Consider the following 25,621-nt stretch of genomic DNA (forward strand, 5'->3'; position numbering starts at 1 on the left):
GTTATTTATTTTCGCAATTTTCTGGTAATTTACCACAGTACCCACAAGGTTCACCTTCTTTATTTAAATGCGGATTTTGACTTGCACACGTACCAGCAAATTTCCCATCTTTTTTTGCCCATAACTTAATGGCAATACCAATAACACCTAAACCTAATAATACAATAGTTATTAAAAATATTTTCATGAGTGTAAAATTATGGTGCAAATATACTTATTTCTTAATGAAGGGTAAATACATTTATATTAAAAATTTCAATTATGAAATATGCAATACATTTTGTTAAATACCATCTAAAATATAGTTAAAATGTTAAATATTAGAAACTTTATTGGTTTTGTATTATAATATTTATTAAATTGCTATATGATTAGTGTTTAGGTTTTTAAAAAAATTCTTGTGGACTTTGCACCAACTAAAACTGGATAATTATTAAAATTGATTGAATTAATTAGACACTAATCATTTTAAACAAAAAAGACTCGTCATTTAAATGACGAGTCTTTGATTTTAGTAACTATTTTTTGTTAGCTGTTTTTAACTAATTCTTCTTGTACATTGTTAGGTACTAATTCAAAATTAGAGAATTTAGTGCTAAAACTTCCTCTACCTTGCGTTATAGAACGTAAGGTTGTTGAATATTTATACATTTCAGCTAATGGTGTTTTAGCTTTAATGGTTTGGTATTTTCCATCGCTATCCATTCCTAAAATAATAGCTCTTCTTGATTGTAAATCGGTCATAACATTACCCATTAATTCTTCCGGAACTTTTACAGATAATTCATGTATTGGTTCTAATAATTTAGGTTTTGCATTTAAAAAGGCTTCTTTAAAGGCATGTGCTCCGGCAATTTTAAATGAAATATCATTAGAGTCTACCGCATGCATTTTTCCATCAAAAAGCATAACTCTTATATCTCTTGCGTAAGAACCAGTTAAAGGTCCTTCTTCCATTACTTCTAAAATACCTTTTAAAACAGATGGTAAATAACGTGCATCAATAACACCACCTACTATACAATTATAAAAAACTAATTTTCCTCCCCACTCAAGTTTTACTTCTTCTTTACCACGAATGTTAAATCCTTCAGGTTCAGGCATTCCTTCAAAATAAGGTTCAATTTTAATATGAACTTCACCAAATTGTCCAGAACCACCAGATTGTTTTTTATGTTTGTAACTTGTTGTTGCAGAACGCTGTATGGTTTCTCTATAAGCAATTTTAGGTTGATCGAAAGCGGCTTTAATTCCGTAAACATTGTTTAAAGTCCAATCTATAGTAGCTAAGTGTAACTCACCTTGGCATGAAAGTATTAATTGTTTTAATTCTTTCATATATTTAATGGTCACTGTTGGATCTTGACTGTGTATTTTTTTAAGCGCATCACTTAATTTTTCTTCATCATTTTTGTCAACAGCAGTTACAGCTTTTGTAATTCTTGGTTCAGGATAAACAATTGGTTTAATTGTAATGTCTGATCCTTTTACTCTTAATGTATCGTTGGTTTCAGTATATTTTAATTTTAGGGTGGCACCTATGTCACCAGCACTTAGTTTTTCAACCTGATCACGATTTTTTCCATCCATAATGTATAATTGATTTAAAATTTCAATTTCTTCATTTCTGGAATTTTCTAATTTATCATTTTGTTTAACTTCACCTGATTTTACTTTAAAGAAACTTATTTGACCTAAGTTTGGTTCGTATAAAGTTTTAAAAACAAATAATGCGGTTGGTGCATCATTTTTGCATTCTACAGTTTTTCCTTCAACACTTTGTTCAGGTTTTAAATCGGCTGCAGACGGCGCTACATTATCAATAAAGCCCATTAAACGGCCACTACCCATATCTTTTAACGCTGAGATGCAGAATACAGGAAATAATTCATGGTTTAACATTCCTTTTTTAATTCCTTCGCGCATTTCATCTTCATTTAATGTACCTTGATCAAAATACAATTCCATTAAAGCTTCATCATTTTCAGCAGCTTTTTCAACCAATTCATTATGTAATTCGTTGGCTACATCTTTTTGATTGTCAGGAATCTCTAACTTTTCAGGTTTTCCTCCTTCAGGACCAAATTTGTACATTTTCATTTTTAGCACATCAATAATACATTGTGCGCCATCAACAACTAATGGGTACTGTATTTTTACTGCATTATTACCTATAAGGTTTACGATACTTTTATAACATTCATCAAAATCTGTATTTGGATTGTCTATTTGATTTATTACAAACAATGTAGGTTTTGAATATTTATCAACATAATTCCAAATTATTTCCGTTCCTACTTCAACACCGTGTTGTCCATTAATTACAGTCACTATAGAATCTGCAACACGCATTGTTGATGCAATTTCACCTATAAAATCGTCTAATCCTGGAGTATCTAAAATGTTTATTTTGTAGTTGCGCCACTCTGTATGAAGCGGTGTGGCAAAAATGGAAGTTTCTCTTTCTTGTTCTATTTCGTGATAGTCAGAAACAGTGTTTTTGTTTTCTACACTACCACGACGGTTGACTAATCCAGCTTCAAAGAGCATTGTTTCGGCCAATGTAGTTTTACCACTTTTATTGGCTCCTACAAAGGCCACATTTTTAATGTGTTTATCATCGTATATTTTCATAATGTAATAATTTTATATAAAAGGTTCTATAAAGTTACAAACTTTTTTAGTTAAAAATATGACTTATGTTAGGGTTTTTTTGAAAGAGTTTTTATATATCTAAATATTTAAAAACTATAAAAAATTACAATTCATCCTAAAAAAAATACAATTCGGTAATTTTAAATTTTACAATCTGTTTTTTACCTGCATTTTTGGACTGTAAAATAAATTATGAATTTAAAAAAACATTTAAGATGCAACAAGTAATTTTAACCTTAGTATTTGTGTTTTCTTCACTATTAATTTCTAATGCGCAAGAAAGTAACACTGAAAAATTTGGAACTATAAAAGTTTCAGTACCAAACGTATTAAATAATAATGGCACTGTACATTTTGCAATTTTTACTAAAGAAAATTTTAGAATGCAGCCATTATTTAGTAAAGTGGCTAGTATTGAAAACGGAGTAAGTACCGCAACTTTTGATACTGTTCCAATAGGTGAATATGCTATAATTTGTTTTCATGATGAAAACGAAAACAATAAACTAGATTTTGAAATTAACGGAATGCCGAAAGAAAGTTATGGTACATCTAATAACCCTTTTAATTTTGGCCCTCCACAATTTGAAGACGCCAAGTTTATTGTAGGTGAGGAAGCTTTAACTTTAGAAATTAAATTTTAAATTGCAGTTACATTTTAGAGATACATTTTTATGAAAACCAATTTCAAATACTTAATTAAAATTTCATTAATACTTACCGCTGTAATATTTGTTATTGAACGTTTATTTAGCGCTGATGGATTTAATTTGACAATGAATGAGTTATTAAAAGTATTGGGAATTCATTTTATGTATGCTTTTACTTTAACAGCTATTAATGCCTATTTATTCTATTTTTTAGATAAAAAATTGAATTGGAAAGACCATGCAAAACAACGGTTAATTTATGGTGCTATTGGTTCAGTTTTGGCAACAATGGTTGGACTAGTTGTATTACGATTTGTAACAATTGTAATTATTTCAGGAGAACCAACAACATCATTTTTTAACGATCCGTATGCAGTAAATTACTATGTATTTAGTTTAGTAATTACATTACTTGTAATTTTAGTTTTTCATGCCATATTTTTTTACAAAGCATTAACTGAAAACAAAGTAAAGGAACAACAAATAGTTGCAAAAACAGAAACCGCAAAATATGAATCGTTAAAAAGTCAGATTGATCCACACTTTTTATTTAACAGTTTAAATGTGTTAACATCACTGATAGGTGAAAATCCGAAGCAAGCAGAAAAGTTTACCACGAAACTTTCTAAAGTTTACAGGTATGTTTTAGAGCAAAAAAGTAAAGATTTAATTGAATTAGACGAAGAATTACAGTTTGCAAAAACGTATATGGAATTGTTGAAAATGCGTTTTGAAAATGCGGTAACATTTCAAATTCCTGAAAAATCTAGTAATGCAGAATTAAAAATTATTCCACTATCATTACAGCTATTATTAGAAAATACAATTAAACACAATGTTGTTTCTGAAGAAAACCCATTAACGGTTAAAATTGAAGAAAAAGAAGGATATTTAGTAGTTACCAATAATTTTAACCCAAAAGCAATTTTAGAAAAAGGCACTAAAGTTGGGTTACAAAATATAGTGGATAGATATCATTTATTAACATTAAAAAAGGTAGAAATTATTAAAACTTCAGAAAGTTTTATTGTAAAACTACCCTTATTAACTCAAAAAACAAGTATTATGAAAACAACTGAAATACAAGAAAATAGCAAATATTTAAGAGCAGTTGAACGTGTAGAAGAAATTAAAGGCTTTTACTCAAGTTTAATAGCTTATTGTATTGTTATTCCTATTCTAATATATATAAATTTAACCTATGTGCCACAATTTCATTGGTTTTGGTTTCCTGCAATGGGTTGGGGTTTAGGATTAACATTTCATGGATTTAAAGCTTTTGCATACAATCCTTTTTTAGGAAAGAATTGGGAAGAACGTAAAATACAACAGTTTATGGATGAAGATAAAAAGCAATATTGGGAGTAATATATAAAACAAAAAATTAAAATTAAATAATTAATTTAAAACATATAAAAAATGCAAAAGCAATATACACAAGAAGAAAAATATATTAGAGCAAAGAAAAAAGTTGATAATATAAAAGGGTTTTATGCTAATTTATTAGCATACTGTTTAGTAATTCCTTTTCTGTTCTTTATAAATTACATGACTTCACCAGGATATTACTGGTTTTGGTGGCCAATGTTTGGCTGGGGAATAGGCCTTGGCTTTCACGCATTTGGTGTTTTTGGAAACAATTTAATTTTTGGAAAAGATTGGGAAGAAAGGAAAATTAGAGAAATAATGGATCAAGATAAATATTAAAAAAATAGCACATGGAAAATTCAAATTTAGAAGAACAAAAATATATTAGAGCCAAAAAAAGAGTAAAAGCAATTAAAGGATTTTATGTGCATTTAACGGTATATATTTTGGTAAATGCATTTTTAATTGCAACTAGAGTATTTACTGAAGGAGAATTTAATAACTTTTGGCAATGGCAAACATATAATACTGCAATTTTTTGGGGCATCGGAATTCTTTTTCATGCATTTAATGTATTTGGAATGAAATTTTTATTAGGTAAAAATTGGGAAGAAAAAAAGATTAAGGAAATAATGGATAATGATAAACGCGATTTGTGGGAGTAATTTAATAAGACCAAAAAAGGTAGCTTTATTAAGAACAATGCTTATTTTTATAACCAGTTATTTTTTAATTAAATGAATTTCAATAACCAAAATTAAATGAACGTAGTAATTATAGAAGATGAAAAACCTGCTGCAAGAAGATTAAGCAGGATGCTGAATGAATTTGGAATTGAACCATTAACAATGCTTCACTCAGTAGAAGAAGCAGTAAATTGGTTTAGTACTCATGAACATCCCGATTTGCTTTTTTTAGACATTCAACTATCCGATGGTTTATCATTTGAAATTTTTGATGAAGTAGAAATTAAAAGCGCTATAATCTTTACCACTGCGTATGATGAATATGCTTTAAAAGCCTTTAAATTAAACAGTGTAGATTATTTATTAAAACCAATTGATTCTGATGAGTTAGAAAATGCCATAGATCAATTTAAAAAACTACAAGCATCGGCCACTAATACAAATTTTGATTTAGAACAATTAAAATTGCTCATTTCGCCTTTACAAAAATTCTATAAAAAACGTTTTACAGTAAAAATTGGGCAACACTTAAAAATGATAGCTGTTGAAACTATAGAGTGTTTTTACAGTGAAAATAAAGCAACTCAAATACACACTATTGATAATAGGAATTATTTAATTGAAGACACTTTAGATACTTTAGAAAACAATTTAAATCCAGAGTTATTTTTTAGAGTAAGCAGAAAGTATTTTGTAAATATAAATGCGATAAAAGATATTATTTCATACTCAAACAGTAGGCTAAAAATTATCTTAAATACTTTTACTGAATCTGAAATTATTGTAAGCAGAGAGCGTGTAAAAGATTTTAAAAATTGGATTGCTTAAAATAAATTATGAAAGCCATAAAATCACGCCGAACATTCATTAAAAAAACAGCTACAGCAGCAGCGTATATTCCATTTTTAAATTTTCAAACAAGTATGTGGGCTGAAAATTCTATTGAAAACGAACTAAATATCCATATTTTTTCAAAACACTTTCAATTTTTAGAGTATAAATCGGTAGGTGAAAAAACTGCAGAGTTAGGTTTTGCAGGAGTAGATTTAACCGTTAGAAAAGGTGGTCATGTATTGCCAGAGTTTGTTAAAAGAGATTTACCAATTGCTGTAGATGCTATTAAAAAAGGAGGTTCCCAATGTATTATGATGGTAACTGATATTAAAAGTGCTGAAAATGAATTAGCTATTGATGTTTTAGAAACAGCGTCTAAATTAGGTATTCAATATTACAGATCTAATTGGTTTAAATATTCAGAAGAAGGAAATATTGAAGAGGAACTTTTAAAATATCAACAACAAGTCACTGGACTAAGTAACATTAATAAAGAGTTAGGGATTGTGGGTTGCTATCAAAATCATGCAGGAAAATACGTAGGTTCGTCTATTTGGGAAGTGAAAAAATTATTAGAGTTTGTTGATTCAGCTTATTTTGGAAGTCAATATGATATTAGACATGCTATGGTTGAAGGAGGGCTTTCTTGGGAAAATGGGTTGAAATTGATAAAAAATAATATCAAAACAATTGTTTTAAAAGATTTTAAATGGAGTAAGATAAACGGTGCTTGGTCTGTAGTTAATACGCCAATTGGCGAAGGAATGGTAGATTTTGACACCTATTTTAAATTATTAAAAAAATACCATATAAATGTACCAGTTTCTTTACATATTGAGTATGATTTGGGAACTGAAAATTTTGATCGTTTAACAAGTGCGGAACAAGAGAACTTAATGTATAAAGCCATGCGAAAAGATGTGGCAACTATTAAAAAATTATGGAGTAAAGCCTAACAGATTATTATTTAGTTTGTTACATAAAAAAATACGGATGAAATACAGTTTGTATATCAAAAATAAAACGCAATTTATAAACTTCGCTACATTTTTAGTTTAAAAAAGTACAAATGCTTCATTTTCTTTTTGTTAATTAAAAAAAATCACTAAATTTGCACGCCTTTTTACGATAACAGATTTAAAAAGGAGTTAAAGGAAAAAATATATAAATAATCTCTTGAAGTTATAGTCGTTTAAAAATCTGAATAACAACAAGATACAAATTTTTATCATCAGCACATATGTCTGAAGAAACAAAAAAAACTGAAGAGCAAGTACCAGCTACTGAAGTAAAACAAACAGAGGCAACAGCCGAAAAAGCAACAGAAAAAGTAGCAGAAGCTCCTAAAGTTGAAAAAGTAAACCCAGAAGAATTTTTAGCTAATTTTAATTGGCATAAATACGAAGAAGGTATTGATTTAATTGACGAAGAAAACATTAAAGCATTTGAAGCTGCCTTAGATGGCACTTTAGGTTTAGTGAGTGAGCGTGAAGTAATTGAAGGATTAGTTGTAAGAAAAACTGATCGTGAAGCAATTATTGATATCAATTCAAAATCTGAAGGTGTTATTTCGTTAAACGAATTTCGTTACAATCCTAACTTAAAAGTTGGAGATAAAGTAGAAGTTTTAGTAGACAAAAGAGAAGATAGTACTGGTCAATTAGTATTATCACACAAAAAAGCAAGAGTTATTAAAGCTTGGGATCGTGTTAACGCAGCTCACGAAAGTGGAGAGGTTGTTAATGGTTTCGTAAAATGTAGAACTCGTGGTGGTATGATTGTAGATGTTTTTGGAATTGAAGCATTCTTACCAGGTTCTCAAATTGATGTAAAACCAATTAGAGATTACGATCAATATGTAGAAAAAACAATGGAATTTAAAGTTGTGAAAGTAAATCACGAATTTAAAAACGTTGTGGTATCTCACAAAGCACTTATTGAAGCTGATATTGAAGTTCAAAAGAAAGAAATTATTGGTAAATTAGAAAAAGGACAAGTATTAGAAGGTGTTGTTAAAAACATTACTTCATACGGTGTATTTGTTGATTTAGGTGGTGTAGACGGTTTAGTTCACATTACAGATTTATCATGGTCAAGAATCAATCACCCAAGTGAAGTGGTTGAATTAGATCAAACATTAAACGTAGTAATTCTTGATTTTGATGATGAGAAAACAAGAATTCAATTAGGTTTAAAACAATTAAACGCGCACCCTTGGGAAGCATTAGATGCTAACATTAAAGTAGGTGACACAGTAAAAGGAAAAGTAGTTGTACTTGCAGATTACGGTGCATTTATTGAAGTAGCACAAGGAGTAGAAGGTTTAATTCACGTTTCTGAAATGTCATGGTCAACACATTTACGTTCTGCACAAGATTTCGTATCTGTAGGTGACGAAGTTGAAGCGCAAGTTTTAACTTTAGATAGAGAAGAACGCAAAATGAGTTTAGGTATTAAACAATTACATCCAGATCCTTGGACAAACATTGCTGAGAAATATCCAGTAGGTTCAACCCACGAAGGAACTGTACGTAACTATACTAACTTTGGTGTATTTGTTGAATTAGAAGAAGGAATTGACGGGTTAGTATATATTTCTGATTTATCTTGGACTAAGAAAATTAAGCATCCATCAGATTTTGTATCTGTAGGTGATAAATTAGAAGTTCAAGTTTTAGAATTAGATGTTGAAGGACGTAAATTAAACTTAGGTCACAAACATACTACTGATAATCCTTGGGATGGTCACGAAGAAACTTATACTATTGATTCTGTTCATACAGGTGTTGTAAAAGACAAAAGTGATAAAGGTTTAATTGTAACATTAGAAAATGGTGTTGAGGCTTTTGTACCAAGTCGTTTTATTACTAAAGAAGACGGAACGAAACTAGCTAAAGGAGATACAGCTGAATTTAAAGTGTTAGAATTTAACAAAGAATTTAGAAGAGTTGTAGCTTCACATACTTCAATATTTAAAGAACAAGAAGAGAAAAATGTAAAAACAGTACAACAAAAAAATGCTGATTCTGCAGAAAAAACTACACTTGGTGATTTAAATGAAGATTTATTAGCGTTGAAGAAAAAAATGGAAAAAAAGAATAAATAATTCTTCATTCATTTTATAATATATAAAAAGCTGTATCATTTGATACAGCTTTTTTTTTCGCTATTACAACTAGAAAATTTATCTTTGTCCAACTAAATTTTAGCTATGTCTTTAATAAAATCAATATCAGGAATACGAGGAACAATAGGAGGGAAAACAAATGATAATTTAACTCCAATAGATACCGTAAAATTTGCTGCAGCTTATGGAATGTGGCTTAAAAAACAATCAAAAAAAGAAAACTTAACAGTTATTATTGGCCGAGATGCACGTATATCGGGTAAAATGGTCAGTAGTTTGGTAAGTAATACCCTTGTAGGTTTAGGAATAAATGTTGTAGATATAGGATTATCAACTACTCCAACAGTAGAATTAGCAGTAGTTTTAGACAAAGCCGATGGCGGAATCATTATCACAGCTAGTCATAATCCAAAACAATGGAATGCGTTAAAATTATTAAATGCTAAAGGTGAGTTTTTAAATGCAGCTGCAGGTGAAGAAGTTTTAAATATAGCAGCAACTGATGCTTATGTTTTTTCTGAAGTTGATGAATTAGGAACGTATGATAGAAAGAAAAACTATATTGAAAAACATATCCAAGAAGTTTTAAATTTAAAATTGGTTGATGTAGAAGCTATTAAAAAAGCCAATTTTAAAGTAGTGGTAGATGCTGTGAATTCAACAGGAGGCATTGCAATTCCAGCCTTATTAAAAGAATTAAATGTGGAATGTGTTGAGTTATATTGTACACCAAACGGACAATTCCCTCACAATCCAGAACCTTTAAAAGAACATTTAACTGACATTTCAGCACTAGTAGTGAAAGAAAAAGCCGATTTTGGAATTGTGGTAGATCCAGATGTTGACAGATTAGCATTAATTTGCGAAGATGGTTCTATGTTTGGTGAAGAATATACATTGGTTGCTTGTGCAGATTATGTTTTAGGAAAAACGCCAGGTAATACGGTTTCAAACCTTTCGTCATCTAGAGCATTGCGCGATATTACAGAAAAACATGGAGGCAACTACCAAGCAAGTGCTGTTGGAGAAGTAAATGTAGTAGAATTAATGAAAACTTCAAATGCTATAATTGGAGGCGAAGGAAATGGTGGTATTATTTATCCAGAGTCGCATTACGGAAGAGATTCATTGGTTGGAGTTGCTTTATTTTTATCGCATTTAGCCAATTTAAAAATGTCTTGTAAACAATTGCGTGATAGTTATCCAAGTTATTTTATGAGTAAAAATAAAATAGAATTAACAGCGGATATTGATGTAGACGATATTCTTAAAAAAATGGCTTCCAACTATAAAAATGAAGACGTAATTACTGTTGATGGTGTTAAAATTAACTTCAAAAGTGAATGGGTACATTTAAGAAAATCGAACACAGAACCAATTATTAGAATATATACAGAAAGCACTTCACAAAAAGATGCAGATGCTTTGGCAATTAGAGTTATAGATGAAATTAAAGCAATTATTTAATACTATGAAAAAAATATTTTTAGCCGTTGTATTCTTGAGTTCCATCATGGTTTTTTCTCAAGAAACTAACTATAATGATGCTGGTCCAAATAAAGGAAAGTTTTTTGCGTTTTGGGGATGGAATAGAGGGCATTTTTCACGATCTGACATTACTTTTAAAGGCGATAATTATAATTTTATTTTAAGTGATGTGGCTGCCAAGGACAAACCTAAACCTTTTGGAATTTATTATTTTAAAATTGATGAGGTTACAATTCCACAAACTAATTTTAGAATTGGTTATTTTATTAAAGAAAATTATACTATTTCTTTAGGAGTAGACCATATGAAATATGTGATGAAAAATGATCAAACAGTAAAAATTAATGGAACTATTAATTTGGGTGGAGATTTTGACGGAACGTATTCAAACGATGATATTGTTTTAACAGAAGATTTTTTATTATTTGAACATACTGATGGCTTGAATTATGTAAATGCTGAGTTTAGCAGATTTGATAATTTAGATAATTGGTTAAAATTTAAAGTAAAAAATATTGATATTAATTTAACCGAAGGTGTTGGGGTTGGAATATTATATCCAAAAACAAATACTACTTTATTGGGTAAAGAGCGTTATGATGAATTTCATGTTTCTGGTTACGGAGTTTCTGCACACGCTGGTTTAAATATCACATTTTTTAAACACTTTTTTATTCAATCAAATTTAAAAGTGGGCTATATTAATATGCAAGATATTAGAACAACTGCAAATAAAAGTGACTCTGCATCGCAGCATTTTACTTTTTTAGAAAACATGTATGTTTTGGGTGCTAGATTTGGTATTTAATAAGTTTACATAAAATAAATATAAAAAGAGGTTATTTAAAAAGTATTGAAAATTGTTATTCTGAATTTAATTCAGAATCTTATTATACTGGTTATTAATTGGTATGCGAACCTGAAACAAGTTTAGGTTGACGGGAAATATCACTTTTTAGATAGCCTATTTTATGACACTTTAGGTGCTTTATCTTTATGTTTAAAACGGCGGTGTGTCCAAAAATAATATTCTGGCTGATTTTTAATTTGTTGCTCAACTTTATCTAAAAAAATATCGGTCAACGCGTAATCTGGAAATTTTTTGGCTTCATTGGTAATTAAGCTAAAAGTAGTTTCGTAATATCCTCTTTTAATTTTTTTTACATCCATAAAAACCATATTCATATCAAATCTTTTGGCTAACATTTCAGCTCCTGTATGAATAGGAACTTTTACGCCTAAAAATTCACGCCAATAAAATGTTTTTTTAAGTTGAGGTGATTGATCGCTTAGCAAACCATACATTGCCTGAATTTTATTTATTTGATTGTGCTGTATTTCACCAACAACTTTAGCGGTTTGAATTAGATTTGTGCCAAATTTTGCTCTAGATTTTAGTACTTTATTGTTAAAATACGGATTGCTTACTTTTGTGTAAGCTGCATATCCTTTGTAATCTACAAAAGAGTCTAAACTCATAATCCATTCCCAATTTGCATAATGTGATCCTACTAAAATTACGCTTTTCCCATCTTTATATAAATCATCAAAAAATTGAATGTTAGGAAATTTATAACGTTTATAAACTTCTTCTTTTGAAACGGTAAACGATTTAATCATTTCAATAAAAATATCTACAAAATGATGGTAAAACTGCTTGCTAAGTTTTATATTTTCTTTTAAAGAATTTTCAGGAAAGGCTAAATTTAAATTGTTTAAAACTACTTTTTTTCTATAGCCAATTACGTAGTAAATTAACGCATAAACGCCATCAGAAATAATATATAAAACCTTAAAAGGAAGTATTGAAAATAACCAAACAATTGGATATACGAGGATGTAAATTATAAAATTTGTCATAGGAGGCTACAAATATCGAATAAATTTTTTATTTGGCACTTTATTATTTTTATAGATTAAATTTTTTAAGAAAGTGAATTGATTAACGTTATAAAAATAAGATAAATTTATAAAGTTGTTTTAATAAAATAACTGAAATAGAATGTTTTATGATACTTAAAATATAAGTTAAAAACTACTTAAAACACAAACCAAATGTTAGCCAAAGTTGTTTAGTTCTGTTTTTCTGGCATCAGCTATTATTTTAGTTGGATATTTATATAATTCTAGAATTTTGATTGCATTTCGAGTCTTTAATTTTCCTTCTTTTAATTTATGATCAAATATTAATTGCTCATTTTCTATAAACTCACTAAAATGAAATAATTCATAATTTTCTTTCACTAATAAGTCTGTTAATTCAATATCGTGAGTTGATACTAAAACGATATGGTTTTTTTTATTTAAAAAAGATAAAATTGCTTTTCCTCCAGAAATTCTTTCAACTGTATTAGTTCCTTTAAAAATTTCATCAAGTATAAATAAACAAGGATGTTCATCATTTGAAGCCTCAATTAATTCTTTAATAGTTAAAACTTCTTTTAAATAATAACTAGTGTCATCAAGCAAATCATCCGATATTCTAATAGAAGAATAAACTTTTATAAATGGAGCAACAAATTCTTTTGCGAAACAAATATTTAAAGTTTGTGCTAAAATAGAATTTATAGCAATAGTTCTAATAAATGTTGTTTTTCCAGACATATTAGAGCCCGTTAACAGTAAACTTTTTTCAGAAAGATTGATATCATTTGCTATACAATTTTTAATTAAGGGATGTTTAATTTCTTTTGTATAAATAAGTTTTTCAGATGTGAATTTTGGGTTACAATATTCTAACGTATCTGATTTTAGTGAAGCAACAGAAATTGCAGCATCAATTTCTCCAATAAATTGAAAAAGTTTATCAATGTTTTCTTTTTCTTTTGATATAGCATCAATAAAGTTATAAAAAACAATATATTCAATCATAAATTGAATTTTTAACAATTCAATTAGTAACCAAAAAAGTAAAGCATATTCATTGGTTAATTGATTTTCAAAGGCTACAAATTCTGTTTTATTCTGAATTTTACTTACTTGTTTAATAAATGATAAATCAGAAAAATGTTGTTTAATTTCATTAAAAGACGAAAGTTCTTTACTTACTTTTAAAGCTTTTGTAAGTTGACCTACAGCACTAATGTAATAAGTGACATTTTCTTTGTTTTTATAATGGAAGATTGTATTAATAAAAAATAGTGGCACTAAAAAAAGAAAAAATATTGGATTTAAAAAACCTATAATTATTAATAATAATGAAGTGAAAGATGAAGCATAAATATATTTTAAATAGCTAGGTTTATCAATGGGTTTATCATTAATAAGTTTTTCTAAATCATAAGAGTTTTGGGTATTTAATTTTGATAAAACCAATTGACAATTAAGTCTTAATTTTCCATTGTTTAAAAATAAGTTAGTTAAAGATTCAAATTTTTTTAATTTTTCAATCGTTTCAATGGTTCTTATTTTAAAATAAAGATATTGTTGCCCAATTTTTGAAGAAGTCCTGTCAATAAATTTAAAAAGCTCATCAATATCTAAATCTACACTTGTTCTTTCAGAAATTTGGTGATAGAATTGATTTTTTCGAAAATTATTCTCAAAGTATTGTTTAATTACATAAAAATTAAAATACTCATTTTCTTTCTGTTTTCCCCAATTTTTTTGAAGTGTTACTTTTAAATCTTTAAATCTTTTTTTTCTGTAATAATTGTTTATTAAAAAAATTAAAACCAGAACAGCAATTATTCCTAAAAACCAATTCATATTTTTTCTTATTCACTAATTTTGGTTAACAGTTTCAGCAATCATGTATGTTTGGAAAATATTAAAGATTTTCCGCTTTTGAAATCAAGCAGGATAAATATACAATTAACTTTTAATTAAAAGAAAAGCCACGCTTAGTTATAATTTGTTTGCAGTAAATTTTAATTATCTGTTTTATCTTTTAATATATTTTTGATAATTAAATAAGTTGGGAAACACATTATGAGTAATATTCCTATTAGTTTAGAAATGTTTGTCATTTCAAATCTCCCAGATTTCCATTTCATATGTTGAGTTAATGTTTCCTCAAATTTAAATCCACTATACAGGAATAAAATAATTAGGCAAAAAATTACAAGTAAAAATATCCAATTCAGTTTTGAATTTTTCATTTTCAAGCGTTATTAAATTTGGTTTTGCAATTCATTTCACATTTAAATCCATAAAATATGTAACAATAGTAATGCTTTTCTGTCATATAGTTAGTTAAACACAAAAAAAACACTAGAATATGCGCAATTTTTTAAAATCAATGAAATATAAATTTAATCAATTTTATCAATGTGAATTAAAAACTTTTAATAAGATACTTGGTACTAAATAAATTCGTTATCCTTTCATTTCAAATTTTCGTGAAAGTATTTCGCGTTGAATAGTAATGCTTGATGATTTTAATCACTTGTTGAAGCAAAAGGAGAATCCCTTTAATTGTATAATGGGTGCTTGAAAAGTTAGAATTTTGAATAGCTTTAAAGAGAAACCTGGGTCGATCTACAAGTAAACACAGACCAAGTAAATAATTAGATGTGTTGTGAAGGCAAAGTTTTTTTATAAATAAATTCTAATAAGAAACAAAATAGTATAATACCCGATGCAATTAAAACGCCCATTTTATTGTCTGAAAATTGTTGGATTAATAAAGTAATAAAGGCTATTAAACAGAGAATACTTGCCATTAAGTGTATCCATTTATTAGATTTCAATTCTTTGTGCTTTTTATATCCAATATAATTGACAATACTAAAAATCAACAGAAATCCAGCACTGCCAGCGGTTGAAATACTTTGTAAGTTGAATAAGTTTACTAAAATAATTGACAAGATTGCGGTTAAAGTAAAACCAATAGGTTTGCCCCAAAATTTATGACATAAATATTTTGGTAGTTCTTGGTCTTCCGCAATGTCATAATTTACCCTACCACTTCCTAATACTGTGGCATTAATAGCAGAAAAAGTGGAAATTAAAGCTGTAACAGTTATAATTGTAAAACCAATTTGTCCTAAAATAGGCTCTGCAGCTTTAGCAAGCACGTAATCTTGTGCATCTGCAATTTGCTTAAATGGCAAAGCACCTACTGTTACAATTGCTATTAATATGTATAATATAATTACAAACCCAACTGCAATAAAAAATGCCTTTTCAGTATTTTTTTCTCTGTCTTTTAAATCAGATATTGAATTGGCAATTAACTCAAAACCTTCATAAGCAACAAAAATTACCATACCTCCAGAAAGCAACAAAATAGGATTTTCCCAATTTTCAGGTGATAATTGATTAAGGTTTTCAGGGTTTTTAGAAAGTCCATAAAATCCAACGCCTATAAACGCAATTAAAATCAATAACTTTATTACTACGGAAAACGATTCTATTTTACTTACCAATTTTACACTTAAATAATTAATTATTAATGCAATGGTTAATATTGATGATTGGTAAATATGAATATCTAAACTCTTTGTACCCGTTAAAGAAATTAATTCAGCGCCATACGAACCAAACGCTGAGGCGTAAAGTGAAAGCATTACAATGTAGCTTATCCAAAGCAAGTTGTTAATTCCCCCTGAAAATATTCCATTTCCAAATTGATTATTTACAAATTCAACTGTACCACCATCTTGTGGATATTTTTTTGAAAGCTTTGCGTATGAGTATGCTGTTAATAAAGCGATGACTCCTGCAAATAAAAAGGCAATTGGTGTTCCTCCTTTAGCTAATGAAACAGCCAGCCCTAAAACTGCAAAAATTCCACCACCAACCATTCCACCAATTCCAATTGAAATAGCATCTTTAAGGCTAATTTTTCCGTTCATACACTAAAGATCAAACGACGATTTAGGTATTGCGTGAAACCCAACACTGTTAACAGCATCTTCTATTTCCTTAACAGATACTATTGCTTTTGTATGAATGGTAAATTCTCTAGGAAATTTATCTTCGTCAATGATAACATCTTTAACTCCTGCTATATGTAAAATAGCATTTTTTATTTTCATTAAATCTTGATGATTTTTTGCGTTCGTTCCAAATATTTTTCCGCGATTATCTGGAATTACATTATCTGATTCTAAACTCATTTTTCTTAAATTTAATTATTATTAAATAGTGCAATTAGTTTGTAGTGTGGTTTAAACACCTAATTTAAAAAATAAAAACCGAATAAAAAATTTGCAAGTTTTTTAATAAGCAGGCTGGAACTAGCTATAAATTTTAAATGGTGTTAGCTGTAGGTTTTGATTATTTTATTTATTCTATCATTAATTTTAGACTGGATAGATTAAATAAGTTCTTTTTCTTTTAATAATTTTTTCAATTGAATATGATTTTCCCAGAATCTATCATTAATTTTTTTAATAACATCATCATATTCAGGGTGATTTTTTAAGGTTTTCATAAGTGGGTCTTTTTCAAGAAACAACAAAATCCAATACTGATAGTTATTTTTTGTTGCAAATATTTTTAATTGCTTAATGGCAAGATTAGGTTTTTTTTCATGTAAGTATTTCATTGCCAAACTCGCAGGTTGATATATAGATTGATCATTTTCACAATATGTTGAATACGCATTATAAAATTCTTCAGCTTGTTTAATAAGCCCCATTTTTTCATATACAATTCCTATTTTAAGATTTTCTTGTGGGTAAATATTTAAATCATTCTTATTTTTAATTGTTATAAACTTATTATAATAATAAAATGCACGATCATAATTTTCTTGGAAATAATAAAACTTTGCAACTTCCTGCATAATATCTATACGTGTAGTGTCTTTTTGCCATTCTTTTACTAAAGAATTTGTGGCCTTTTCCATATTTTGATCTTTAGCATATTTGATAAATATTTTTAAATATGGTGCATAATTATTATCGGGATTATAATCTAAAGATAAATTTATATATTTATGTGCTTGATCTACAAAGCCATTTTGGACAAAAGCATTACTCAGCGCTAAGTACATATAACTTTTAGTTATTGAATCATTTGCTTCAATATCCAGTTGCAAACCCATTAAAGCATATTTTAAATATTTACCTGTATCGGGAATAACACGCGAATATAAATCGGCAAGTATTTGAACCACAGAAGGTGAGTTGGGGTTATATTCTAATGCTTTTTCTAAATGCGGTACTGCCAACCGAAACTCATTAATATTAATATAATAAAGTGCCTTGGCTATTAGGCTTTCGGCAGATTTAGAATCATAAAGTAAAGCTTTATCTGCATAATTATTTATAATATCTGTGTATTGCTTTTTAGTTTGATTGATATCTAAGTAATAATATGATATAGCAAGTTTAGAGTATGCTAAAGCAAATTTAGGATCTAACGTAATTGCTTTTTCAAACAATAATATAGCCTCGTTTAATCCTTCTTTTGTTTCATTTTGAAATGGTACTAAGGCTTTAAGATAGAAATCGTATGCCTGTAGATTTTCAGTAGGTTTTTTATTAATTTGTTTTAATTCGTCTGGTGTTACAGTTGCTTTAATGGCTTCTGTAATTTTTTTAGCAACAGTATTTTGTAAATCAAATATATTTAACACTTTGTGTTTATATTGTTCAGTCCATATTGGTGTGTCATTTAATGCATCAATCAATTGTATATTCAATAAAACTTGGTCACCAATGCGTTGTCCACTTCCTTCAACTATGAAATTAACATTGAGTTCTTTTGCAATTTCTGAAATAGTTTTGTCTGTATTTCTATACTTTTCTACAGAAGTTCTACTTATCACTCGAAGATTTTTTATCTTTTGTAAGTTGTTTAAGGAAGACTCCATAAGTCCATTTACAAAATATAGATTAGTGGAATCGCTGCTCATATTTTTAAAAGGCAATATGGCAATAGATTTCTTAATGTTAATATTTTCTCTTTCAGTTTTGGGTGATATCTTTTGGAAAATCATGAATACTCCAATCACAACAATCAAAAATGTTAAGAAAGTGATTGGCAATTGATATTGTTTGAAAAAGCTTTTTTGTGTATTTTCATTATTTTCAAAATTACTATCATCTTTTATTGGTAATTCTTCAAAAACTTTTTTTCTTATTTCTCCAGGTGAATACCCATAATATTCTCTAAAGCATTTAATAAAGTAAGAATTATTTCCAAATCCAACTTGATAGGAAATTTCAGAAATAGTGAGTTCTGTTTGTTTTAATAGCTCCAATCCTTTTTGAAGACGAACTTGTCGTATAAATTGGCTTGCAGAAAGTTGAGTGTCTTTTTTGATTTTTCTTAACAAATTTGAACGACTCATGTTCATTATTTCAGCTAATTCTGAAACCCCAAATTGTTCATTAGAAATATTTTCTAAAACAACGGCTTCTACTTGTTCAATAAATTTTCCTTGATAAGAGATATTAGACATGTCATTTTGAATTAAATCAAAAGTAGAAAAATTTATTTAAATGATTTTCTGCTTATTGTTTAAATTTCTTTTGTTGAAAATTTGAATGTGAGTCATAATTAATACTTATGCTTCATAATTTTCATAAAGACAACAAACTTTATATAGATGGCTGCATAAATATTTATAGCTACTTCACTTAATATCACATCTTTGTGAAATAAAAAAGTATAAAATTAATCATTACAAATTTAAATTATGAAAACACTAAAAATGAACTCTTTTAAAACAACATTCGGAATTTTATTATTTACTATATTGTTAATAAGCGCATGCGAACAATCTGAAAAAAAGACAACTAAAAGTAATACTATTGAAATAAAAAAAACAGTCAATAAACCAAATGTAGATATTCATACAGCTGTTATATCAGGAAATCTTGAAGCGGTTAAACAACATATTGAAGCAGGAACTGATATTAATGAAAAAGAAGCAATGAGTGGTTCAACTCCATTAATGTCTGCAGCAACATTTAATAAACCAGAAATAGCCAAAGTACTTATTGATGCTCAGGCAAATTTGTCTATAAAAAACAACGATGGTGGAACTGCCTTACATGCTGCTGCATTTTTTGGGCGCATAGAAATTGTACAAATGCTGATTGATGCTAAAGCTGACAAAACTATAAAAAACAATTTTGGAGCAACACCAAGAGAAACAGTAATGGGAGAGTTTGCCGATATGAAACCTATTTATGATATGCTTTCACAGCAATTAAAACCAATGGGTTTTGAACTTGATATGAATGAACTACAAAAAGCGCGTCCTGTTATTGCAATGATGTTACAATAAATAAAAAATAAAATGACAACAGAAAGAAGATACGATATTGATTGGTTAAGAGTGATTGCCATTGGTTTATTGCTTATTTATCATATAGCTATTATATTTCAACCATGGGCCATGTTCATAGGCTTTATGAGGAATGATGAATCGTTAGAGAGTCTATGGGTTCCATTGACGATGCTTAATGTTTGGCGAATTCCACTTTTGTTTTACGTGTCGGGAATGGGGTTATATTTTGCAATGAAAAAAAGAAACTGGAGTCAATTAATTGTTGAGCGAACGAAACGAATCCTTTTACCGTTTGTTTTCGGTATTTTGGTTGTCACTCCATTACATTTTTTAATTTTTCAGAAATACTATAATATGGCTTTGAGTTATTTTCCGCATATGGGTCATTTATGGTTTTTGGGTAATATTTTTGCTTATGTAATTTTACTTTCACCACTTTTATTCTATCTGAAAAGGCATGAAAATGGTAAATTCAAAAAAGTGCTTTCAAAAATAATGACTTATGCGATTGGACCTTTATCTGTTTCGGTATTTTTTATGCTGGAGTTAGTGTTAGTGAAACCACAATTATTTGAATTATATGCGCAAACTTGGCATGGATTTTTTATTGGCCTGCTTGCATTCTTTTTTGGCTATTTAGTTGTTTACACAGGAAAAACTTTTTGGCAAACGGTTTCAAAGTGGAAATGGTTATATATTACCATAGCAGCTGTTTTATTTACGCTTCGCTTAAAAGGTTTTGATGTAACATCAATTTATTACTTGAAAGCTATTGAATCTAATTGCTGGATATTTGGCGTTTTTGGTTTAGGATATCGTTATCTCAATAAACCAAGCAGCTTGCTAAGTTATTTGAGTCAGGCTGCATACCCAGTATATATTATTCATATGTTTGTCTTATACGCGGGTGCATTATTCATTTTACCACTGCAAATTCATCCAATGTTGAAATTTATAGCTATAACATTATTTGCGTTTGTTGCGTGTTACTTTATATATGAATTTATTCTGAGAAGAGTTAATATATTAAGACCATTATTTGGACTTAAATGGAAATTTAATACTGAAAAAAAGGCTAGCGAAATATCAAAACCTGTTGAATTAAACTAAAATAAATAAAATATTTATATTTGATTGATTTTCAGATATTAGTAAATAAAAATTAGATAAAAAAATGAAAGTAACAAAGAAACAAACAAAACAAATGTTTAGAATTGCATTGTTTGTTGGAACTATAATCTCCATGTTTTATGTACCATGGATTTTGGTAAGAGCGTGGATAACACCATTACCAAATACTGTTCAGGAACAATTAAATGCAGGAATTAAATACGGATTTGACGGAATGATTGTTTATGTTGACCAAGGTGGGAAAGCACCAGAGTACTATACAGCAGGCTGGCATGACCGAAAAAATGAAATACCAGCTTACCCACAAGCCTTATTCAAAATTGCCAGTATCACTAAGTTGTATGTAGCTGTTGCAACCACAAAATTAGTGAAAGAAGGACGTTTGTCTTTAGATGAAACACTCGCTCATTACTTTCCAGAGCTGGCTGGAAGAATTGAAAATTCAGATAAGATAACCTTGAGAATGATGGTACAACACAGAAGCGGTATTCCAAATTATGTAGACCATCCTAACTATTGGATAAAACCACCCCAAAATAGACAAGAAACTCTTGATTATGCGCTGGATTTACCAGCTGATTTTAAACCAAATGAAGATTATGGCTATTCAAATACTAATTATATGCTGATTGAGGACCTTATAGATAAAACCTTAGGGTATCCACATCAGCAATATATCAGGGAGAGAATATTGATACCACTTGGATTGAAACATACTTTTGGATCGCTTGAGGAAGTGAATATAAAAGACGTGATGAGTGGCTATTATGTAGGTATTGATAAAGATTTTAAAACTGAAAATACAGGTTTAATGTTAGCAACCGCAGAAGATGTGGGCAAATTTTTGAGAGCATTAAATGATGGCTCCGTATTTAATGAAGGGGAACAGGAAATCTATTCCTCAATTTACGTCTACAACCATACAGGTCTACTTCCAGGCTATCAGAGCATTGCAAAATACTACAAAGATATCGACACGATTGTTATTCAATTTAATAATACAACGAACTTTCATGGATATGACTGGAATTTAGCTGAGATAATTTATAACCGGATTGTGAAAATAGTGAGAAAGAAAAAACAAGTCTAATATTATTTAGTTTATGCAGTATACGGCAAAATTAGTTCCACAAATTTTTACTTTTCATGTAATATTTTATGATTTACACCACTAACTATAAAAAAAGATATTGAGCAACGATTTTTACAAAACATCCATTTTGCCATTTGCTGGAATAATTATAAAGTTATGCCGGGCATATACGAATTCACAGGAGGATTTTGAAGATTATTACCAAGAGGTTTGTTTACAGATTTGGAGGAGTAAAGAAAACTTTCGTGAGGAATCAGAATGGAGTACTTGGGTTTATCGTATTTCATTAAATGTTTGCCTGACTTTACTCAAGAAAAAGAAAAATAATGTTCAACACTTTGTATCAGATACAGTTCCAGCAGAAGAAACTGAAACTAATTATGCTTTTTCTGATGAATCTCTAAATCTATTATATGATGCTATTAGAAAGTTATCAGAAATAGACCGAGCGATTATTATGCTGTATTTAGAAGAAAAATCACAAAAGGAAATTGCTGATATTATAGGAACAAATTCCAACAACATTGGTGTGCGCGTAAAAAGAATTAAGGATAGATTAAAAAAAATATTAGATGGAAAAATCAATTGAAAATATATGGAAAGATGGTTTTTTAAAAAGTGATGTGCTAATTGCACCAAAAATTAATAACCTATACAATCAAAAATCTATTCACATTATAGATAGATTTAAAAGAATGTTTCGCATTAATTTAATTTTAATTATTGTATTCTCATTTCTGTTTTTAATTGTATCTTATTTTGTAGGAATACCTATTATGGGTGCTATATTTTTTATAAGTCTATTGGTGCTGGTTATTATTAATAAACGCTTATTAAATAGTTTAGAGCATATAGATAAAGGTGAAAATAGTTATCAATACCTTAAAGAATTTAACCAATGGATAAAAAAACAGGTTGCTGTGAATAAAAGGATCTCTACATTTTTTTATCCAATTATATTTTTATCATTTATTTTAGGGTTTTGGTTTAAAGATGCACAAGGTGTTTTTTTGGGAGAAAGATTAGTGCATAAAATACTTATCAATTTCCCTGACACCTATTTAATATTTGGAATTCCGCTAATAGGAATTGTTATAGTAGTTATCATTTTAAGTTTACTGGCATATTTTGGCGGTAGAATTTATTTGTGGGACGTGAATATTGTTTACGGAAGAATATTTAAAAAATTGGAAGAATTGATGGCTGATATAGAAAGTTTAAGAAGTTAAATACCGCTTAAATGTACTTACTTTAAATGGCTTTTTGTTATTTTTTTTAAAAAAAATAAGTTTCAACATGTAATATTTATTGATGTAAGCCACTAACCAAGAAAACATTAACTATTATGACATTACAAGAAGCTTCTAACTTTTTTAAAAGTTTAAAAAACGAAACAAACAAGAAGTCTGAAATTAAGATTTATGAAAAGTTCCTCTATATTATAAACGCATTGCAAAGTAGAGAGTTGTCAGAAGATGAAATTAAATCTATTGAATCTGAACTTGATAGCTTAAATTTAGAATCCAATATAGGTAACAACAAAAAACACTTTAACAAAATATTAAAACAATTTAAAGAATATTTAAAAGACAAGCATTCTTTAATTTCAGCAGGATATTATACAAATATTGGGATATCATTTGGCACTGCATTTGGCGTTGTTCTAGGGGGTGTTTTTGGTGCAAGTTTTGAAAGATCTTTAGGATTATCATTAGGAATAAGTTTAGGTATGTTAATCGGTTTATTTATAGGTCGCCGTATGGATTTACAAGCGAAGACAGCAGGAACAGTTCTGTAAAAAAACTTCTAACTACTACACAATTACTACTATTTTTTATAACAACTTGGCTAAATAAAAATTTGGCTTAGAAAACTACATTTAAAGTTTAACGAAAATTAAATTAACGAACATGAGAACATTAATTACAATATCATTCTGCATAATTTTTACAATAGTAAAAACTTATGCTCAAAACATCTCAGGTGTTTGGCACGGAATAGCAAAAACTTCTGATAATAAAGAAATTCTATTTGTATTCCTTTTTGAAAAAAATCAAGAAACATACAATTCAACAATGGCTGTGCCAACATTTAATGTTGCTGGTATCAAACCAAGAGCAACTACATTTAATAGCGGAAAATTAATTGTAGATGGTTCAAATATAGGCATCAAATACGAAGGAATATTTGACGAAACTACGCAGCAGATTAAAGGTTCTTATACGGAAGGCGGCAATGTATTGACATTAATATTAAAAAAGGGGAACCCTGAAATGGCTAAGATTAATAGACCTCAAGAACCAATAAAGCCTTATCCTTATTATGAAGAGCAAGTTATTTTTGAAAATGCTGAAGCTGGAATTAAGTTATCAGGAACATTTACTAAACCTAATGAAAAGGGAAAGTATCCGGTGGTTATTTTAATAAGTGGAAGTGGTCGTCACGACAGAGATGGAGCCATTCCTACACACAAACCTTTTTTGGTGCTTTCAGACTATCTTACTCGTAAAGGTATAGCGGTTTTACGCTATGATGATAGAGGCTTTGGAGAATCTACAGGTGATTTTAACACAGCTACAACAGCAGATTTTGCAAAAGATGTGTTAAGTGCTGTGACTTATTTGAAATCGAGAAACGATATTGACGTAAAACATATTGGTTTGATTGGTCATAGTGAAGGAGGTATTATTGCTCCAATGGTTGCAAATCAAACTGCTGATATATCATTTATAGTTACGTTAGCTGCCACAGGAATTCCAGGTAATGAAGTAGCTGTTATGCAATCAAAATCTCTGAGGCCTTTTCTAGTCCCTGATGAAGCATCTTTTGAGAGAAATGTAAGAGAAGCAATTAAGATAGCATCTTCTAACGAAGATATTTCGAAAAAAAGAAACGCATTAACAGAACATAATAATAGCTATTTAGCCCCCATATTAAAATCTTTAGGAGCTACAGATGAAAATATTTCAGTTTTGATTGAAAAGGAAACCGAGGCTGCTTTAAAGCCATGGAATAAATATTTCTACAATTTTAATCCTGCGAATGAATTTGAAAAGTTAAGTATTCCTATATTATCTTTAAATGGAAGCAAGGATACACAGGTGAATGCAACCATAAATCAAAATGCGATACGAAATGCTTTAATAAAAGGTGGAAACAAAAATTATAAGGTTATAGAATTAGATAACATGAACCATTTATTTCAAGAATGTAAAACAGGAAACATTAATGAATATAAAGATATTGAACAGACAATTTCTCCTATTGCATTGAAAGAAATTTCTAATTGGATTTTGGAAATAATTCAAATAAAATAAAAAATTTAATCAAATTTTTACAGGAATTCAAATAAAATATAAAGAAAAGAGATGCTGCGATAAAATTTTTACATTCACTCCC

At 28.8% G+C, this 25,621-nt stretch carries 23 protein-coding genes; 16 read left to right on the plus strand and 7 right to left on the minus strand.

All coding sequences use genetic code 11. The features are described from left to right. Window position 1: 1 nt before the first annotated feature. Together BM335_RS00810 and BM335_RS00815 are read right to left on the minus strand one after the other, a co-directional pair. Window positions 2-187, minus strand: a complete 186-nt coding sequence (locus BM335_RS00810; protein ID WP_090221982.1) for a membrane or secreted protein — start codon at window positions 185-187, stop codon at window positions 2-4. A 341-nt stretch (window positions 188-528) separates the two neighbouring features. Next, complete coding sequence (locus tag BM335_RS00815) at window positions 529-2,634, minus strand: elongation factor G (protein ID WP_090221984.1); 2,106 nt, start codon at window positions 2,632-2,634, stop codon at window positions 529-531. Between the two features lie 236 nt (window positions 2,635-2,870). Here BM335_RS00815 and BM335_RS00820 point away from each other — a divergent pair, with 236 nt between their 5' ends. The 9 genes from BM335_RS00820 (at window position 2,871) to BM335_RS00860 (ending at window position 11,616) form a co-directional block, all read left to right on the plus strand. Next, window positions 2,871-3,299, plus strand: coding sequence for a DUF2141 domain-containing protein (locus tag BM335_RS00820; RefSeq protein ID WP_090221986.1), 429 nt, complete (start codon window positions 2,871-2,873; stop codon window positions 3,297-3,299). Window positions 3,300-3,329: 30 nt separating this feature from the next. Beyond that, window positions 3,330-4,673 (plus strand): 2TM domain-containing protein, encoded by a 1,344-nt coding sequence (locus BM335_RS00825; RefSeq protein ID WP_090221988.1) that lies wholly within the window; start codon window positions 3,330-3,332, stop codon window positions 4,671-4,673. Window positions 4,674-4,724: 51 nt separating this feature from the next. Next, window positions 4,725-5,012, plus strand: a complete 288-nt coding sequence (locus BM335_RS00830) for a 2TM domain-containing protein (protein ID WP_090221992.1) — start codon at window positions 4,725-4,727, stop codon at window positions 5,010-5,012. 11 nt (window positions 5,013-5,023) lie between these two features. Next, window positions 5,024-5,338 (plus strand): 2TM domain-containing protein, encoded by a 315-nt coding sequence (locus tag BM335_RS00835; protein WP_090221995.1) that lies wholly within the window; start codon window positions 5,024-5,026, stop codon window positions 5,336-5,338. A gap of 96 nt (window positions 5,339-5,434) precedes the next feature. Beyond that, window positions 5,435-6,187: a LytR/AlgR family response regulator transcription factor gene (locus tag BM335_RS00840; RefSeq protein ID WP_090221998.1), complete on the plus strand. Its 753-nt coding sequence runs from the start codon at window positions 5,435-5,437 to the stop codon at window positions 6,185-6,187. A gap of 8 nt (window positions 6,188-6,195) precedes the next feature. After that, a complete protein-coding gene (locus tag BM335_RS00845; RefSeq protein WP_090222000.1) occupies window positions 6,196-7,149 on the plus strand; it encodes a sugar phosphate isomerase/epimerase family protein in 954 nt (317 codons plus the stop codon). Window positions 7,150-7,433: 284 nt separating this feature from the next. Beyond that, a complete protein-coding gene (rpsA, locus tag BM335_RS00850) occupies window positions 7,434-9,299 on the plus strand; it encodes a 30S ribosomal protein S1 (RefSeq protein WP_090222002.1) in 1,866 nt (621 codons plus the stop codon). 105 nt (window positions 9,300-9,404) lie between these two features. Then, entirely contained in the window at window positions 9,405-10,787 is a 1,383-nt protein-coding gene (gene glmM, locus BM335_RS00855; protein ID WP_090222005.1) for a phosphoglucosamine mutase, read from the plus strand. A 4-nt stretch (window positions 10,788-10,791) separates the two neighbouring features. Further along, entirely contained in the window at window positions 10,792-11,616 is an 825-nt protein-coding gene (locus BM335_RS00860) for a hypothetical protein (RefSeq protein WP_245780587.1), read from the plus strand. Between the two features lie 161 nt (window positions 11,617-11,777). Here BM335_RS00860 and BM335_RS00865 read toward each other — a convergent pair whose 3' ends face one another. From BM335_RS00865 to BM335_RS00890, 5 genes are all read right to left on the minus strand, one after another. Beyond that, window positions 11,778-12,668 (minus strand): lysophospholipid acyltransferase family protein, encoded by an 891-nt coding sequence (locus BM335_RS00865; RefSeq protein WP_090222008.1) that lies wholly within the window; start codon window positions 12,666-12,668, stop codon window positions 11,778-11,780. 198 nt (window positions 12,669-12,866) lie between these two features. Beyond that, window positions 12,867-14,516, minus strand: a complete 1,650-nt coding sequence (locus tag BM335_RS00870; RefSeq protein ID WP_090222011.1) for a MutS-related protein — start codon at window positions 14,514-14,516, stop codon at window positions 12,867-12,869. 800 nt (window positions 14,517-15,316) lie between these two features. Beyond that, complete coding sequence (locus BM335_RS00880) at window positions 15,317-16,606, minus strand: APC family permease (RefSeq protein WP_090222016.1); 1,290 nt, start codon at window positions 16,604-16,606, stop codon at window positions 15,317-15,319. A gap of 3 nt (window positions 16,607-16,609) precedes the next feature. Continuing rightward, the gene (locus tag BM335_RS00885; RefSeq protein WP_090222018.1) at window positions 16,610-16,870 is read right to left on the minus strand and encodes a heavy-metal-associated domain-containing protein; all 261 of its coding nucleotides are present in this window, start codon (window positions 16,868-16,870) and stop codon (window positions 16,610-16,612) included. 200 nt (window positions 16,871-17,070) lie between these two features. Next, a complete protein-coding gene (locus BM335_RS00890; protein ID WP_090222021.1) occupies window positions 17,071-19,164 on the minus strand; it encodes a helix-turn-helix domain-containing protein in 2,094 nt (697 codons plus the stop codon). Between the two features lie 237 nt (window positions 19,165-19,401). Here BM335_RS00890 and BM335_RS00895 point away from each other — a divergent pair, with 237 nt between their 5' ends. The 7 genes from BM335_RS00895 to BM335_RS00925 all read left to right on the plus strand — a co-directional run bounded on the left by BM335_RS00895 (window position 19,402) and on the right by BM335_RS00925 (window position 25,539). Continuing rightward, window positions 19,402-19,995: an ankyrin repeat domain-containing protein gene (locus BM335_RS00895; protein WP_090222024.1), complete on the plus strand. Its 594-nt coding sequence runs from the start codon at window positions 19,402-19,404 to the stop codon at window positions 19,993-19,995. Between the two features lie 12 nt (window positions 19,996-20,007). After that, a complete protein-coding gene (locus tag BM335_RS00900) occupies window positions 20,008-21,108 on the plus strand; it encodes an acyltransferase family protein (RefSeq protein ID WP_090222025.1) in 1,101 nt (366 codons plus the stop codon). A 64-nt stretch (window positions 21,109-21,172) separates the two neighbouring features. After that, window positions 21,173-22,219, plus strand: a complete 1,047-nt coding sequence (locus tag BM335_RS00905; RefSeq protein WP_177219118.1) for a serine hydrolase domain-containing protein — start codon at window positions 21,173-21,175, stop codon at window positions 22,217-22,219. 100 nt (window positions 22,220-22,319) lie between these two features. Beyond that, on the plus strand, window positions 22,320-22,811 hold the full coding sequence (locus tag BM335_RS00910; RefSeq protein ID WP_090222028.1) for an RNA polymerase sigma factor: 492 nt from the start codon (window positions 22,320-22,322) through the stop codon (window positions 22,809-22,811). Continuing rightward, window positions 22,795-23,451 carry a hypothetical protein gene (locus tag BM335_RS00915; protein WP_090222030.1) on the plus strand — a complete coding sequence of 219 codons (657 nt, stop codon included), beginning with the start codon at window positions 22,795-22,797 and terminating at the stop codon, window positions 23,449-23,451. Before BM335_RS00910 ends, BM335_RS00915 begins: the two co-directional genes overlap by 17 nt. Window positions 23,452-23,567: 116 nt before the next feature. Then, window positions 23,568-24,020 carry a cytidylyltransferase family protein gene (locus BM335_RS00920; RefSeq protein ID WP_090222032.1) on the plus strand — a complete coding sequence of 151 codons (453 nt, stop codon included), beginning with the start codon at window positions 23,568-23,570 and terminating at the stop codon, window positions 24,018-24,020. Between the two features lie 112 nt (window positions 24,021-24,132). Further along, window positions 24,133-25,539: an alpha/beta hydrolase family protein gene (locus BM335_RS00925; RefSeq protein WP_090222035.1), complete on the plus strand. Its 1,407-nt coding sequence runs from the start codon at window positions 24,133-24,135 to the stop codon at window positions 25,537-25,539. Window positions 25,540-25,621 lie beyond the last annotated feature (82 nt).

The organism is Lutibacter maritimus (assembly GCF_900116115.1).
In the GTDB taxonomy this organism is placed as follows: Bacteria; Bacteroidota; Bacteroidia; order Flavobacteriales; family Flavobacteriaceae; genus Lutibacter; species Lutibacter maritimus.

Coding starts and splice junctions, on each gene's coding strand:
- BM335_RS00825 (WP_090221988.1), top strand. CDS start 3,330: ATGAAAACCAATTTCAAATACTTAATTAAAATTTCATTAATACTTACC.
- BM335_RS00820 (WP_090221986.1), top strand. CDS start 2,871: ATGCAACAAGTAATTTTAACCTTAGTATTTGTGTTTTCTTCACTATTA.
- BM335_RS00915 (WP_090222030.1), top strand. CDS start 22,795: ATGGAAAAATCAATTGAAAATATATGGAAAGATGGTTTTTTAAAAAGT.
- BM335_RS00880 (WP_090222016.1), bottom strand. CDS start 16,606: ATGAACGGAAAAATTAGCCTTAAAGATGCTATTTCAATTGGAATTGGT.
- BM335_RS00890 (WP_090222021.1), bottom strand. CDS start 19,164: ATGTCTAATATCTCTTATCAAGGAAAATTTATTGAACAAGTAGAAGCC.
- BM335_RS00810 (WP_090221982.1), bottom strand. CDS start 187: ATGAAAATATTTTTAATAACTATTGTATTATTAGGTTTAGGTGTTATT.
- BM335_RS00925 (WP_090222035.1), top strand. CDS start 24,133: ATGAGAACATTAATTACAATATCATTCTGCATAATTTTTACAATAGTA.
- BM335_RS00895 (WP_090222024.1), top strand. CDS start 19,402: ATGAAAACACTAAAAATGAACTCTTTTAAAACAACATTCGGAATTTTA.
- BM335_RS00830 (WP_090221992.1), top strand. CDS start 4,725: ATGCAAAAGCAATATACACAAGAAGAAAAATATATTAGAGCAAAGAAA.
- BM335_RS00860 (WP_245780587.1), top strand. CDS start 10,792: ATGAAAAAAATATTTTTAGCCGTTGTATTCTTGAGTTCCATCATGGTT.
- BM335_RS00905 (WP_177219118.1), top strand. CDS start 21,173: ATGAAAGTAACAAAGAAACAAACAAAACAAATGTTTAGAATTGCATTG.
- BM335_RS00815 (WP_090221984.1), bottom strand. CDS start 2,634: ATGAAAATATACGATGATAAACACATTAAAAATGTGGCCTTTGTAGGA.
- rpsA (WP_090222002.1), top strand. CDS start 7,434: ATGTCTGAAGAAACAAAAAAAACTGAAGAGCAAGTACCAGCTACTGAA.
- BM335_RS00865 (WP_090222008.1), bottom strand. CDS start 12,668: ATGACAAATTTTATAATTTACATCCTCGTATATCCAATTGTTTGGTTA.
- BM335_RS00840 (WP_090221998.1), top strand. CDS start 5,435: ATGAACGTAGTAATTATAGAAGATGAAAAACCTGCTGCAAGAAGATTA.
- BM335_RS00845 (WP_090222000.1), top strand. CDS start 6,196: ATGAAAGCCATAAAATCACGCCGAACATTCATTAAAAAAACAGCTACA.
- BM335_RS00870 (WP_090222011.1), bottom strand. CDS start 14,516: ATGAATTGGTTTTTAGGAATAATTGCTGTTCTGGTTTTAATTTTTTTA.
- BM335_RS00900 (WP_090222025.1), top strand. CDS start 20,008: ATGACAACAGAAAGAAGATACGATATTGATTGGTTAAGAGTGATTGCC.
- glmM (WP_090222005.1), top strand. CDS start 9,405: ATGTCTTTAATAAAATCAATATCAGGAATACGAGGAACAATAGGAGGG.
- BM335_RS00920 (WP_090222032.1), top strand. CDS start 23,568: ATGACATTACAAGAAGCTTCTAACTTTTTTAAAAGTTTAAAAAACGAA.
- BM335_RS00835 (WP_090221995.1), top strand. CDS start 5,024: ATGGAAAATTCAAATTTAGAAGAACAAAAATATATTAGAGCCAAAAAA.
- BM335_RS00885 (WP_090222018.1), bottom strand. CDS start 16,870: ATGAGTTTAGAATCAGATAATGTAATTCCAGATAATCGCGGAAAAATA.